We start from the raw sequence: 13,495 nt of genomic DNA, 5'->3' as shown, positions 1-13,495 counted from the left end.
GGAAGGCCTTTCGGTCGGGTACAGGGATCCGGTGCCGTGCGGGTGCCGGAGGCCGGTTGGTTCAGTCCTGGGCGCGGCCGGTGGTGATGCGGGCGATCATGAGGGCGACCAGGATGATCCCGCCGTAGATGGCCTGGATCCAGAAGGACGGGACCTGGGCGAGGGTGAGCAGGTTCTGTACGACTCCAAGGAGGAGTACGCCGGTCAGGGCGCCGAACATGGTGCCCTTGCCGCCGTCGAGGCTGATGCCGCCGATGACGGCCGCCGCCATCACGGTGAAGATCATGTTGTTGCCCTGGTTGGCGCTGATCGCGCCGACGTAGCCGGTCTGCATGATCCCGCCCACCGAGGCGAGGACGCCGGCCACGATGGACACCCCGAGGAGCATCCGGTCGACGCGGATGCCGGCCGCGCGGGCCGCCTCCTGGTTGCCGCCGATCGCGTACAGGGCGCGTCCGACGCGGTGGTACTTGAGCACGAATCCGGCGACCGCGAAGCAGACCGCCGCCAGCCACACCGACATCGGGACGCTGAGGAAGGTGCTGGTGGCCAGCGTGAAGAAGGAGTCGGGCATACCGAACAGGGTCTTGCCCTTGGTGGCGCCGACCAGCAGTCCGCGCAGCACGATCAGCATGGCGAGGGTGACGATGAAGGCGTTGAGCTTGAACTTCACCACGAGGATGCCGTTGAAGGCACCGATGATCCCGCCCACGACGAGGATCGCGACCAGGGCGAGCGGGGCCGACCACTCCGTGCCCCAGCCGGACTCGGCCGACGGCAGGACCAGCAGGGCGCCGATCGCGGGCGCGATACCGACCACCGACTCCAGCGAGAGGTCGATCTTGCCGGTGATCAGGATCAGCGACTCCGCGAGCACCACCATCGCGAGCGCGGCGGAGGCGCCCAGGATGGAGATCAGGTTCCGTTCGGTGAGGAACGAGTCGTTGACGATCGCGCCGAGCACCAGGAGCACCAACAGGGCCGGTACGAGGGCGAGTTCACGGGCCCGGCGGAGCAGGACCGTGCGGGCCGAGCCCGCCCCGGCGGCGCGTGGGGCGGCGAGCGGCGGGGCCGCCTTGGTGTCAGCCATGGTCCACTCCTTCGATGGAGGCGATCAGCTCGTGGTCGCGCCAGCCCGCCGGGTGTTCGGCGACGACACGGCCGTGGAAAAGGACGAGGACTCGGTCGCAGCGCCGCAGGTCGTCGAGTTCGTCGGAGACGACGAGCACGGCGGTGCCGTCGTCGCGGGCGCTGTCCATGCGGGCGAGCAGTGACTCCTTGGACTTCACGTCGACGCCCGCGGTGGGGTTGATGAGGACCAGCAGCCTCGGGTCGGAGGCCAGCGCGCGGGCCATGACGACCTTCTGCGCGTTGCCGCCGGAGAGGTCGGAGACGGGCTGTTCGGGACCCTCGGCGTGGATGTCGAGGCGGTCGATCAGCTCGGTGGCGAAGCCGCGTTTGCGGTCGGTGCCGACGAAGCCGAAGCGGCCGAGCCGGTCCAGGACCGTCATGGTGGCGTTGTCACCGATGGACATGCCGAAGACCAGACCTTGGCCGTGGCGGTCACGCGGGACGCATCCGACACCGGCTTTCAACGCGGCCTGCACATCCCCGAACGGCAGTGTCTCGCCGTCGAGTTGAGCCGTGCCGCCGGTCGGCGTGTACAGCCCGGTGAAGGACTCGGCCAGCTCGATCTTGCCGCTGCCACTCGACCCGGCGAGACCGACGACCTCGCCGCGGCGGACGGTGAGGTCGACGTTCTCGTACGACTCGGAGGTGAGCCCTCGTGCGTCGAGGAGGACGGGTGCCGCGTCGTCCAACTCCCTTAGCTGCACCTCCAGTTCGGCGATCGACTCCCCCGCCATGGCCTCCACCAGCGCCCGGCGCGGGAGCTCGGCGACCGGTGCGGTGGTGATCCAGCGGGCGTCGCGCAGCACGGTGACGGTCTGGCACACCTCGTACACCTCCTGGAGGTGGTGCGAGATGAACAGGAAGGTGACGCCCGACTCCTGGAGCGCCCGCATCCGCGTGAAGAGCCGCTCTATCTCCCGGTTGTCGAGCTGGGCGGTCGGTTCGTCGAGGACGATGAACCGGGCGCCGAAGCTCAACGCCCTTGCGATCTCCACCATTTGGCGGTCCTCGACCTTGAGGTCGGCGGTGCGCGCCTCGGGGTCGACGCGCACGTCCCAGGTGTCGAGGAGTTCGGCGGCCTCGGTGCGGAGCCTGCGCCAGCTGATGACTCCGCCGCGTGAGGTCGGCTGCCGGTTGATGAAGAGGTTCTCGGCGACCGTCAGCTCCGGCACGACGGTGGGCCGTTGATAGACGCAGGCCACCTTGGAGCGCCAGGCGTCCCGGTCGGCGAGCGGAGGTGCGGGCTCGCCGTCGAAGCGGACCGTGCCCTCGTCGGGGCCCTGGAGTCCGGTGAGGACGGTGACGAGGGTGGACTTGCCGGCGCCGTTGCGGCCGACGAGGGCGTGGGACTCGCCCGGCAGCACGGTGAGCCGGCCGTCGGCGAGGGCGACGGTGGGGCCGTACCGCTTGACGATGCCCCGCGCCTCAACAAGTGGGGTACTCATTTGACCGTGTTGCCCCAGAGCTTGGGGTCGTCGACGTTGTCCTTGGTGACCAGGGGCGCGGGCAGCTGGTCCTCCAGGATGCCGCTGGGCAGCTTGACGATCGTGGAGTCGTGGTCGGTGGGGCCGGGCTTGAAGGTCTTCCCCTGCATCGCGGCCTTGATGTAGTACATGCCGTACTTGGCGTAGGCGTCGGCCGGCTGGGACACGGTGGCGTCGATCTCGCCCTTGCGGATCGCGTCGAACTCCTGCGGGATGCCGTCGTTCGAGACGATCGTGATGTGCCCGGCCTGGCCCGCCTTCTTCAGCATGCCCTTGGACTTGAGGGTCTGGAGGGTGGGCGCGAGATAGACGCCGCCCGCCTGCATGTAGATGCCCTTGATGTCCGGGTTGGCGTTGAGGAGTGTGTCGAGCTTGGAGGCCGCCGTGTCGGACTCCCACTTGGCGGGGATCTCCAGGACCTTCAGCTTCGGGTACTTCTTCTTGGCGCAGTCCCTGAACGCCTCGGACCGGTCACGGCCGTTGACGGACGCCAGGTCGCCCATGATCTGCACGACCTTGCCGCTGGTGATGTGCGCCCCGAGGTATTCGCAGGCCTTCTCGCCGTAGGCGACGTTGTCGGCGCGCACGACCATGGCGACCTTACCCTTGTCGGGGGCCACGTCGACGGCGACGACCGGTACGCCCTTGCGGTCGGCCTGGTCGAGGCCGGCTTCGATGGCGGCGCTGTCCAGCGGGGCGACGACCAGGCCCTTGACGCCCTGGTTCAGCTCGTTGTTGATGTCGGTGATCTGCTGCGAGGGGTCACTGTTGGAGTTGACCGTCTTCAGCGCGTCGACGCCTTCGGACTTCGCCATCTTCGGCACGTAGTCGTTGTACGACTGCCAGAACGGCGAGGTCAGCAAGGGCAGGATCACCCCCACCTTGCCGGTGCCACTGCTGCCGCCGGCGCTGCTGGCGCCGGTGTCCTTGGTGCTGCCGCACGCGGTGAGCACGAGCGCGGTACCCGTGACCGCGGCCACCGCACCGACCATGCGCAACCTGCTGCGTATCCCCACTGTCCTGCCGAGCATTTGGTGGCTCCTCGTTGAGCGTGTCCGAGCAGATGACCGCATATTTATCAGACCACTTCCCCGAAAGAACACCCCACAGTGGCAGTTTTTCCAGGATTTCCGCCGTAGTGGTCGGACCACCTGAGTGGTTAGACTGCGGCGCACCCGGTGAGTGGAGGATTGCGTGGACGAGACGGCCCCGCCGAAGGGCACCGTGACGCAGCGCGCCATCGACTCGATCAAGGCGTTGATCGGCGAGGGGCGTCTGGAGCCGGGCCAGCGGCTGCCCACCGAGCGTGATCTCGCGACCCAGCTGGGCATCTCCCGCAGCTCGATGCGCGAGGCGATCCGCGCGCTCACGGTGCTCGGCGTGCTTGAGGCCCGGCACGGTTCGGGCATCTACGTGACCCAGCTGGAGGCCGGAGACCTGCTGGAGACCTTCGGTGTCGTCGCCGACCTCTCCCGCGGCCCGCGCCTGGTGGAACTCCTGGAGGTCCGCCGCATCCTGGAGTCGACGGCGACCGCCCTGGCCGCCGCCCGCATCACCCCGGACCAGCTGGCCGAGGTGGAGAAGCACCTCACGGCGATGAACGCCACCGACGACCCCGAGGAGATCCTCGCCCACGACCTCGCCTTCCACCGCGAGATCGCCGCCGCGGCGGGCAACGACACCATGGCAGCGATCCTGGAGGGCCTGTCGTCCCGAACGTTCCGCGCCCGCGTCTGGCGCGGCTACCAGGAAGAGGGCGCCTTCACCCGCACCCGCCGCGAACACGCCGCCATCCACCGGGCGTTGGTGGCCCGCGACCCGGAAGCGGCACGAGCGGCGGCGGCCTCGCACGTGGGCGAGGTCGAGGAGTGGCTGCGGTCGCAACTCGGCTCGTAACACCGGGGGTTCACCAGCCCGGACTGAGCGGAGACGAGCCCTCGCACCGTCCTGCTTCCCAGCCGCCTACGGCGGACAACGGAAAGCACCCGAACGGGTTCCGGCCTTCTACCGCCCCCACGGACGACGAAAGACACCCCCACACACACCAACCTCCGGACATCCACGACACACAGCGAACGGCACCCGCGCAAGTCCCAGCTGTCGGACACCCGCAGGCGACAGCGAATGGCACCGTGTGCTCCGGCCTCCGCACACCCGCCGTGCACAACGAAAACCAACCGCATTTCTCCCTACGATCAGCCGCCCGCCGTGGGCAGCGGCGGTTCGCCCCGCTGCCCCTGGACCTCCGCCCATCCGCGCAGTTCGCTGGTGCCCACCTCGTCGATCGCCCGGTGCAGGGCGGCCCGCGCGTCCGCGTCGCGGTCGGCCGGCGGGAGCAGCAGGTAGCGGTCGACCGCCCGCCGCAGGCCCTCCCGTGCCTGGGCGGCCAGGACCCAGCGTGAGCCGGGGCTGAAGAGCTGGCGCATGCCCGTGAAGAAGACGGCACCGCCCGCGATCAGAGCCGTCAGCCAGGCGGGCGCGTGCAGTCCCGCCGCCACGACCGTCGCGGACGTGGCGGCGAGAGCGCCGAGTTCCGTCGTGTAGTGCAACCACCTCGCCCGGTCGCACGCCCCCGCGTAGAACTCCAACTCCTGCCGGGCGAGCGCCAGTAGCGGATCGGGCTGGGAGGCCCAGGCCTGGCCGACGGCCGTTCTTCGTCTCATCGCCACATCATCGGACGATCACGACCGCCGGCGAAAGCCGTACCGGGTCAGGCCTGCCGGAACCGCAGCGTCGTCAACTCGAACGGCCGCAGCCGCAGGGCCAGTTGCTCGCCCTCACGGGTCATCTCTCCAGCGTCGGCCGACGGACGTTCCAGCAGGTCGGTGACCTCGACGGAGGAGAAGGGAAAGCCGACCGTCAGCGTCGCCCTGGCCCGTCCCCCGTGCGCCTCGTGGAACCGGACCACGACATCCCCGCTCCCGTCGTCCGCCAGCTTCACCGCCGTGACGACGACCGAGTCACGGTCCACACTCACCAGCGGAGCGACCTCCTGCCCGCCCGTGAGCCGCCGCTCGGGCAGGTTGATCCGCCACCCCTCGCGCACCGCGTCGCCGATGCCCGCGCCGGGCACCAGCGCGTGCCGGAAACGGTGGACGCCCTGGTCGGTCTCGGGGTCCGGAAAACGCGGGGCGCGGAGGAGGGAGACGCGGACCGTGGTGGTCGTACCGGCGTCGCCGTCGGTGCGGACCGTACGGGTCACGTCGTGGCCGTACGTCGAGTCGTTGACGACGGCGACGCCCCAGCCGGGTTCCTCCAGGTGGACGAAGCGGTGGTTGCAGGCCTCGAACTTGGCCGCCTCCCATGAGGTGTTGGTGTGCGTGGGACGGTGGAAGTGCCCGAACTGCGTCTCGGACGCGTACCGTTCGGCGTGCACGTCGAGCGGGAAGGCGAGCTTGAGGAACTTCTCGGTCTCGTGCCAGTCGACCTCGGTGTCGATGAGCAGCCGCCGCTCCCCGGGTGCCAGGGACAGCAGTTGGGTGACCTTGGATGCGCCGAAGGATCGTACGATCCGCACCGCGCCCCCGTCGGCGACGACCTCGTCCGCCTCCGTGAGGTCCGTGACCGTGTTGCGGTAGAACTCGTCGACGTCCCAGGCGTCCCACATGTTCGGGAAGTCCGGGTGGAGTTGGAGCAGGTTGGCGGCCCGGCCGGGCGCGATCGTCTCGCGGTCGGCCTCGATGTCGTAGGCGGAGACGACGAGTCCGCGGGCGTCGATCTCGACGCGGAGCAGGCCGTTCTCCAGCACGTGTCCGCCGCCGACCCGGGAGGCGAGTGCCGACTCGCCTTCTGCCGACGGGACTTGAGCGGCTCCTGCGAGAACACCGTCGCGGGTGTGGGGCGCCGAGTTGAACAGCAGCTCCCGCGTCCCCTCCCCCGCCAGCGCGCGCTGGGCCGCGTCGATGATGCCGTTCAGCTCGACGGCCAGTCCCTCGTACGTCTTCCGGGCCTCGCGGTGCACCCAGGCGATGGAGGAGCCGGGGAGGATGTCGTGGAACTGGTGCAGCAGCACCGTCTTCCAGATCCGGTCCAAGTCCTCGTACGGGTAAGGGAATCCGGCCCGGACCGCCGCCGTGGCCGCCCACAGCTCCGCCTCGCGCAGGAGGTGTTCGCTGCGCCGGTTGCCCTGCTTGGTCTTGGCCTGGCTGGTGAGGGTGGCGCGATGGAGTTCGAGGTACAACTCACCGACCCAGACCGGGGGTTCGGGGTACTCGGCCTCGGCCTTCTCGAAGAACTCCTTCGGCGTCTCCCAGGCCACGGTCGCGGAGCCTTCGAGGTCGCGCAGACGGGCCGCCTTGGCGACCATCTCGCGGGTGGTGCCGCCGCCTCCGTCGCCCCAGCCGGTGGGCGCGAGGGAGTGGCGGGCGACGCCCTTGTCCTTGAAGTTGCGTGCCGCGTGGGCGATCTCGCGGCCCTGCATGGAGCAGTTGTAGGTGTCGACGGGCGGGAAGTGGGTGAAGATCCGGGTGCCGTCGATGCCCTCCCAACGGAAGGTGTGGTGCGGGAACTTGTTCGTCTGCGACCAGGAGATCTTCTGGGTCAGCAGCCACTTGGAACCCGCGGCCTTGATGATCTGCGGGAGTCCGGCGGCGAAGCCGAAGGTGTCGGGCAGCCAGGCCTCCTCGTTCTCGATGCCGAACTCGTCGAGGAAGAACCGCTTCCCGTGCACGAACTGACGGGCCATCGCCTCCGAGCCCGGCATGTTGGTGTCGGACTCCACCCACATGCCGCCGGCCGGCACGAACCGCCCGTCCGCCACCGCCTTCTTGACCCGAGCCCACACCTCGGGCCGGTGCTCCTTCACCCAGGCCCACTGCTGGGCCTGGGACATGGCGAAGATGAAGTCGGGTTCGTCCTCAAGGAGTGCCGTCATGTTGGACGTCGTCCGGGCGACCTTACGGACCGTCTCCCGCAGCGGCCACAGCCACGCGGAGTCGATGTGCGCGTGCCCGATGGCGCTGATGCGGTGCGCGGACGGCACGGCGGGTGTGGACAGGACGGCCGTCAGCCGTGAACGGGCGCGCTCCGCCGTGCCGTTGACGTCCTGGAGGTCGACGGCGTCCAGTGCCCTGTCGATGGCCCGCAGGAGGTCCCAGCGGCGCGCCGAGTCCACCGGCAGCTCAGCCATCAGTTCACCGGCGACCTCCAGGTCGAGGACGAGATTCCACACGTTCTCGTCGAGGACGGCGAGGTCCATGCGGGTGAGCGTGTACTGCGGCTCGCTGCCGGCGGTCTCCTTGTCGCCCAACCGGGTCGGCACGAACGGGTGGTAGTCCATGACCACCGGGTTGGACGCGGCCTCGACGTACAGCCGCACCTCCTCGCCGCCGGCGACGGGCGCGCCGATCCGGACCCACTGGTTGCGCGGGTTGAGACCCTTCACGGGGGTGCCGTCGGGCCGGTAGACGAGGCCCTCGCACTGGAAGCCGGGCATGTTCTCGTCGAAGCCGAGGTCGAGCAGCGCCTCGACGGTCTTCCCGGCCCACTCCTGGGGGACGGTCCCGGTGACACGGAACCAGCTGGTCCCCCAGGGAGCACCCCAGCGGGCGCCCACCTCGATCGGTTCGGGTGTGCCCGCGAGCCCCTCGGCCACGGGCACCGGCTCGTCGGGCGCGTGCCAGACGGCCACCTCCAGCGGCACTGACTCCGGGTACACGGCGGGACGGATGCGCTCTTCGAGAACACGCTTGAGGCGGGCTTCGACCAGGCTGCGGTCGTCATGCATGTGGGGTGCTCCGTGGCTCGGTTGCGGGTGGGATGACGGGTGCTACCAGGCGTACGCGACGGTCGCGGGGGCCGACGCTGTGTACAGCTCCCCTGTCGCGCGCAGTTCGAACCGCGCCTGCTGCTCGCCCTGTTCGGCCGTCAGCCCCCCGACGTAGAAGGCGCGCTGGCAGGTGCCGCCGAGGAATCGCCGGGTGCCGTCCGGCAGCAGCCGGTGCAGCGTGTAGTGGCGTACGGCGCCGGGCGCGGCGTCCCAGGCGAAGCGCAGGTTGCCGCCGGTGGCCGCGGTGACGAGGAAGTTGTTGGGCGCGGCCGGCGTCGGGGATGCGTCGGCATCGCGCACGGCCAGCCCGCCGAGCCGCCAGTTCACCGGCCCCGCAGTGGCGGTGAGCCGTACTCCGATGGCATGCAGCGTGCCGGAGAGCCCGGTGAGCGGCACGGTCGCCGTCTGCCAGCCACTGTCCGAGGCAGCCACCGGCAGATACATGTACGGCGGTGTCGCCCCCGCCGTGCCCGGTTCGGCGGTGGCGACGGCCAGTTCGACGTTCGCGCTGCCTGTGTCGGTGCGGAAGGTCAGGTCGACCACGGTGTCATCGGTGATCGGCAGCTGGGTGGCGTACAGGTCCACGGTCGTCGGCTGGTCCAGTGCGCCCGAGACCAGCACACTGCTGCCGCCGCGCCACGCGTCCGCGAAGTCGAAGGTGACGGTGGGCCGTTGGCCCGTCGTGCGTACCGCCCAGCGGCGGGACGGCAGCCTGTCCTGGAGTCCGAGGTGGTTCCACTGCGCGTCCGAGGTGACCGTGCCGTCCTCGTACCAGCGCAGTCCGTGCCCGGTGTTGAAGACACTCGCGAACGGCAGTGTGCCGCCCGCCGTGGACCGGTCGGCGACCGACACCGCAGGTGCCCGCCAGGGGTCGGTGCTGTCCGGCATCGACGGGTCGAGTGAACGCCCGGTCCAAAAGCGGTCGTCGGCCGCGTGGAAGTCGTCCGGGGTGCGGGTCGCGGGGAGGTGGTTGCGGGTCCACTCGGGCCGGTAGAAGCCGATGGACGTGATGTGCGCCTTGGTCGTCGGCACCATCGCGTCCCAACTCACGGACGTGTTCGACCCGTTGGACTCGACGTCGACGCCCGCCCACAACTCGTAGCGGCTGCGGCCCAGTCCGTCGGCCTTCGTGCCGGAGGCGGCCAGAGTGCTCGTGCTCCACCGGAAGTCGATGAACATGTCGTTCGCGGCCTGGAAGAACGCCTGGTTGGAGGTGTTCAGCGCGCCCTGCCAGCTGACCGTCCCGTTCACGGTCATCGCGTCGTACCAGGTGACCCGCTGCCCCTGCGCGGCGGCGAGGGACTTCAACTCGGCGACGAAGCCCTGCATGTCGGTTCCGAGCGCGGTGTTCCCGCCGCTGGTCTCGGCGTTGACGAACCAGCCGTCGAAGCCGTACGCGGCGGCCACCGCGACGAGTTGGGCGGCGAGCGGGTAGTGCCCGGCGGCATCCTTCTGCACCAGGTCGCGGGTCCACTGGAGTTGACCGCCGTAGGCGACGGGCGGCAGGAAGATGTTGCCGAGGACGGGTACGCCGTGCCGGTGGGCGGCGTCCACGACGGGCGCGTTGGGGGCGAGGATGATGCCCTCGCCGGCGGAGCCGCCCCAGAAGACGAGTTCGTCGAGGTAGGACCAGTGGGTGAGGGCGTAGTAGTCGGCGGTGGCCGCACCCTGGGAGGGGTTGCTCGACGTCGGCCCGAAGGAGACCAGGGACTGGATGCGGGCCTGGCCGGAGCGGGCGGTGCTGTTCGCGGGTGTCGGGGTGAAGCGCGCGGCGAGCGGCACGGCGGCGGCGTTGAAGGCGAGGTCCGTGTCCGAGGCGGCGGTCCAGGTCTTCAGGCTGCGCCAGGTGATGCCGGTGCCCGGGGTGCCGGAGGGCAGGGAGTCCGGGTACCAGTAACTGGCGTACGGCTGGGTCGCGGCGGCCGCGGCCTGCCCTGCGGCGTAGGCGGGCAGGGGCAGTTGGGGCAGCAGGGCCGCCGCGCCGACGGCGAGCAGGACAGTGCGTCTGGTGGGGTTCACGAGCTGGTGTCTCCTTGTGGGGTGGGGAGTACCTGATCGGAAGTGACGACTTCGGTGATGCCGCGCGCGGCGAGGTGTTCCTTGTCGTCCGCGCGCACGTCGAGGACGGTCGTCGGGCGGGCTCCGTCGGCGACGAGCCGGAAGTAGGCGTCGAAGACCGGCCCGCCGGGACCGCAGACCGAACGGACGGACGGATCGGCGGGCACGACGAGCGCCGTACTGCGGGTGGCGGGTGCGTAGGTGCGCTCGCGGGCCGCCTCGGCCAGCACGAGTGCGATGTCCTTGGCCTGCCGGTCGTTGGTCAACAGGCCCAGCCCGTATTCGAGTTCGGGGAAGTCGGCGAGGTCCCGGGACACGTCGTGCGAGCACCACCAGGTGATGCCCCAGAGGTCGGGGCAGTCAAGGGCGTTGGCGATGGTCGCGGAGGCGAAGTCGGCCGCGTGCTCGGCGGGGACGAGCGGCTGGGGCGCGCCGACCTCCTGGAGCCAGACGGGGCGATGGGGTTCGTCCGCCCATGCCTTGCTCAACTCGACCAGATAGGCGGCGTGATGCTCGCTCGGCACGGAGGTACGACCGTGACGCTGGGCGGTGCCGTTGAAGACCCAGGAGTGCACGGCCGTCATCGCGCCCCGGCGAGCGGCCTGGCCCGGGGTGAACGGCATGTCGTCCTGGTACCAGGTCGCGTCGTACTCGGCGTGCAGATGCGGCTTGCCGGGCGCGCCCTCCGCACAGGCTCCGAGCATCCGCTCCAGCCAGGCGTCGATCTGCTCCCCGGTCGCCCGGTCGGGGTCCGGATGCGGACCTGCCGAGAACTGGTTGACCTCGTTGCCGAGGGTCATGCCGATGAAGTTCGGCCGGCCGGCGAGAGCGGCGGCGAGGGTGCGCAGGTAGGCGGCCTGGCCGTCGAGGACGTCCGGGTCGGTGAAGAGGTTGCGCCGGTGCCAGGTGCGGGTCCAGGCCGGCAGATAGTCGAAGCTGCTCAAGTGCCCTTGCAGACCGTCCACGTTGACATCGAGCCCGCGCTCACCGGCCGCGTCGACGAGCTGCACGAGCTGCTCCACTGCCTTCGGGCGGATCAGTGTGCGGTTGGGCTGGAAGTACGGCCACAGCGGGAAGACCCGGATGTGGTCGAGGCCCAGCTCGGCGACCGAGTCGAGGTCGGCGCGTACGGAGTCGAGGTCGAAGTCGAGCCAGTGGTGGAACCACCCTTGACTGGGCGTGTAGTTGACGCCGAAGCGCACGGCAGAAGACATCGGGATCCTGGTTCTGTTGTGCGTGTCTGAGTGCAAGGAGACGTCAGCCCTTCACGGCGCCTTCGCCGACGCCCCGGAAGAAGTACCGCTGGAGGCAGGCGAAGAGGGCGATCAGCGGGGCCACGGCGATCACCGTGCCGGCGGCCACCAGGCGTTCGTCGTTGGCGAAGGTGCCGTGAAGATAGTTGAGGCCGATGGTGAGGGTGAACCTGGACGGGTCGCTGAGCACGATGAGCGGCCACAGGAAGTCGTCCCAGGCGCCCATGAAGGCGAAGATCGCGACGACGGCGACGGTTCCCTTCACGGACGGCAGCGCGATCCGCAGGAACCGCTGCCAGACGTTGGCGCCGTCGACGTAGGCCGCCTCCTCGATCTCGTAGGGCAGGTTGAGGAAGGCGTTGCGCATCAGCAGGACGTTCATCGCACCGATACAGCCCGGGAGGACCACGCCGATCAGGGTGTTGTTGAGGCCCAGCTCCCGCATGGTGGTGAACTGGGCGATGATGATGCCCTCCACCGGCACGAGCATCGCGAGGATGAAGACGAGGGTGGCCACCCGGCGGCCCCGGTAGCGCAGCCGGGCCAGCGCGTAGCCCGCGAGGGCCGAACCGACGCAGTTCGTCACGACGTTGGCGGAGGCGACCTTCAGCGAATTGAAGGCGTACTCCCAGACGGGGATGGTGTCGGCGACCCGCTTGTAGTTGTGCAGGGTGGGGTGTTCGGGCAGGAAGGTCGGCGGTGAGCTGTAGATGTCCTCGGTCGGGCCCTTGAGGGAAGTGGAGAGCTGCCAGAGGAACGGGCCGACCGTGATGGCGAGGACGGCCAGCAGCAGCGTGTAGCGCAGGGCGAGTTCCCAGACGCGGATACGGCGGCCGTGCTCGTCGGTGACCCGGGGTTCGCGAACCGCCTTTGTCTGGACGGGCCTTGTGCGCTCGATGACGCTCAAGCGTCCTCCTTCCGGTCGGCCCGCAGCACGAGCAGCATCAGCGCGACGGTGACGACGAAGACGACGACCGAGAGCGCGGAGGCGTACCCGACCCGCCCGGTCAGCCCCGTGCCCGTGCGCTGGACGAGCATCACGAGGGTGGTGTCCTCGCCGGCCGGGCCGCCGCTGGGGCCCGCCATCAGGTAGACCTCGGAGAACACCTTGAAGGCGGCGACCGAGGACAGCGCCCCGACGAGGACCATCGTGGAGCGGACGGCGGGCACGGTGACCGTGAAGAAGCGGCGTACCGCGCCCGCGCCGTCGACGGATGCAGCCTCGTGCAGTTCTCGTGGCACGTTGGCGAGCGCGGCCAGATAAATGATCATGTAGTAGCCGAGGCCCTTCCAGACCGTGACGGCCATGGCGCTCAGCAGAAGCAGCCACTGGTCGCTCAGAAAACCGATCCGGCCGACACCGATCGTCTCCAACAGCGAGTTGACCAGACCGCGTTCGTCCAGCAGCCACACCCAGATGAGGCCGACCACGACGATCGACGCGACGACCGGTGTGTAGAAGGCGGACCGGAAGAAGGTGATGCCGGGGATGTTCTTCTGCACCAACAGAGCGAGCAGCAGCGGGAGTACGACGAGTGCGGGGACCACTCCGAGGACGTACAGGGTGCTGTTGCGCAGGCCGGTCCAGAACATGTCGTCGTGCCACAGCTCCCGGAAGTTGGCGAAGCCCACGAAGTGGCCCTGGATCAGGGTGCGCCGGTCGGTGAAGGCGTTGGCCAGCGTGGAGCCGAACGGATAGAGGATGAAGACGCCGGTGATCAGCAGCCCGGGGGCGGCGAACAGCCAAGGGCTGGTGGGCAGTTGACGCCGCACCCGGGAGACGGTGGAGAGGGCCATCGTGG

The 13,495-nt window shown here is 69.6% G+C and carries 10 protein-coding genes; 1 reads left to right on the top strand and 9 read right to left on the bottom strand.

The features are described from left to right. Positions 1–61: 61 nt before the first annotated feature. The 3 genes from AB0I51_RS22005 to AB0I51_RS21995 are packed head-to-tail and all read right to left on the bottom strand — an operon-like array spanning position 62 to position 3,646. Positions 62–1,090, bottom strand: coding sequence for an ABC transporter permease (locus tag AB0I51_RS22005; protein ID WP_362977562.1), 1,029 nt, complete (start codon positions 1,088–1,090; stop codon positions 62–64). Beyond that, positions 1,083–2,576, bottom strand: coding sequence for a sugar ABC transporter ATP-binding protein (locus tag AB0I51_RS22000; protein WP_362977560.1), 1,494 nt, complete (start codon positions 2,574–2,576; stop codon positions 1,083–1,085). Before AB0I51_RS22000 ends, AB0I51_RS22005 begins: the two co-directional genes overlap by 8 nt. Then, complete coding sequence (locus AB0I51_RS21995; protein ID WP_362977558.1) at positions 2,573–3,646, bottom strand: sugar ABC transporter substrate-binding protein; 1,074 nt, start codon at positions 3,644–3,646, stop codon at positions 2,573–2,575. Before AB0I51_RS21995 ends, AB0I51_RS22000 begins: the two co-directional genes overlap by 4 nt. A gap of 163 nt (positions 3,647–3,809) precedes the next feature. Here AB0I51_RS21995 and AB0I51_RS21990 point away from each other — a divergent pair, with 163 nt between their 5' ends. Next, positions 3,810–4,511: a FadR/GntR family transcriptional regulator gene (locus AB0I51_RS21990; RefSeq protein ID WP_362977556.1), complete on the top strand. Its 702-nt coding sequence runs from the start codon at positions 3,810–3,812 to the stop codon at positions 4,509–4,511. 299 nt (positions 4,512–4,810) lie between these two features. On the opposite strand, the gene AB0I51_RS21985 is transcribed toward AB0I51_RS21990, so the two are convergent. Genes AB0I51_RS21985 through AB0I51_RS21960 form a run of 6 tightly spaced genes read right to left on the bottom strand, consistent with a single transcriptional unit; the run spans position 4,811 to position 13,490 of the window. Continuing rightward, complete coding sequence (locus AB0I51_RS21985) at positions 4,811–5,278, bottom strand: DUF4231 domain-containing protein (RefSeq protein WP_362977554.1); 468 nt, start codon at positions 5,276–5,278, stop codon at positions 4,811–4,813. A 47-nt stretch (positions 5,279–5,325) separates the two neighbouring features. Further along, positions 5,326–8,340 (bottom strand): glycoside hydrolase family 38 C-terminal domain-containing protein, encoded by a 3,015-nt coding sequence (locus AB0I51_RS21980; protein ID WP_362977552.1) that lies wholly within the window; start codon positions 8,338–8,340, stop codon positions 5,326–5,328. A gap of 42 nt (positions 8,341–8,382) precedes the next feature. Next, the gene (locus tag AB0I51_RS21975) at positions 8,383–10,401 is read right to left on the bottom strand and encodes an endo-beta-N-acetylglucosaminidase (RefSeq protein ID WP_362977550.1); all 2,019 of its coding nucleotides are present in this window, start codon (positions 10,399–10,401) and stop codon (positions 8,383–8,385) included. Continuing rightward, complete coding sequence (locus tag AB0I51_RS21970) at positions 10,398–11,654, bottom strand: glycosyl hydrolase (protein ID WP_362977548.1); 1,257 nt, start codon at positions 11,652–11,654, stop codon at positions 10,398–10,400. Before AB0I51_RS21970 ends, AB0I51_RS21975 begins: the two co-directional genes overlap by 4 nt. A 43-nt stretch (positions 11,655–11,697) precedes the next feature. After that, positions 11,698–12,600 (bottom strand): carbohydrate ABC transporter permease, encoded by a 903-nt coding sequence (locus AB0I51_RS21965; protein WP_362977546.1) that lies wholly within the window; start codon positions 12,598–12,600, stop codon positions 11,698–11,700. Further along, the gene (locus tag AB0I51_RS21960; protein WP_362977544.1) at positions 12,597–13,490 is read right to left on the bottom strand and encodes a sugar ABC transporter permease; all 894 of its coding nucleotides are present in this window, start codon (positions 13,488–13,490) and stop codon (positions 12,597–12,599) included. Before AB0I51_RS21960 ends, AB0I51_RS21965 begins: the two co-directional genes overlap by 4 nt. Between the last annotated feature and the right edge of the window lie 5 nt (positions 13,491–13,495).

Source organism: Streptomyces sp. NPDC050549 (assembly GCF_040655035.1).
Taxonomy (GTDB): Bacteria; Actinomycetota; Actinomycetes; order Streptomycetales; family Streptomycetaceae; genus Streptomyces.
Note: the sequence above shows the minus strand (reverse complement) of the source record. Positions and strands in the feature narration are given on the sequence as shown.

Bases quoted from the DNA above. Each gene is read 5' to 3' on its own strand.
- AB0I51_RS22005 (WP_362977562.1), bottom strand. From the start codon at position 1,090: ATGGCTGACACCAAGGCGGCCCCGCCGCTCGCCGCCCCACGCGCCGCC.
- AB0I51_RS22000 (WP_362977560.1), bottom strand. From the start codon at position 2,576: ATGAGTACCCCACTTGTTGAGGCGCGGGGCATCGTCAAGCGGTACGGC.
- AB0I51_RS21995 (WP_362977558.1), bottom strand. From the start codon at position 3,646: ATGCTCGGCAGGACAGTGGGGATACGCAGCAGGTTGCGCATGGTCGGT.
- AB0I51_RS21985 (WP_362977554.1), bottom strand. From the start codon at position 5,278: ATGAGACGAAGAACGGCCGTCGGCCAGGCCTGGGCCTCCCAGCCCGAT.
- AB0I51_RS21980 (WP_362977552.1), bottom strand. From the start codon at position 8,340: ATGCATGACGACCGCAGCCTGGTCGAAGCCCGCCTCAAGCGTGTTCTC.
- AB0I51_RS21970 (WP_362977548.1), bottom strand. From the start codon at position 11,654: ATGTCTTCTGCCGTGCGCTTCGGCGTCAACTACACGCCCAGTCAAGGG.
- AB0I51_RS21960 (WP_362977544.1), bottom strand. From the start codon at position 13,490: ATGGCCCTCTCCACCGTCTCCCGGGTGCGGCGTCAACTGCCCACCAGC.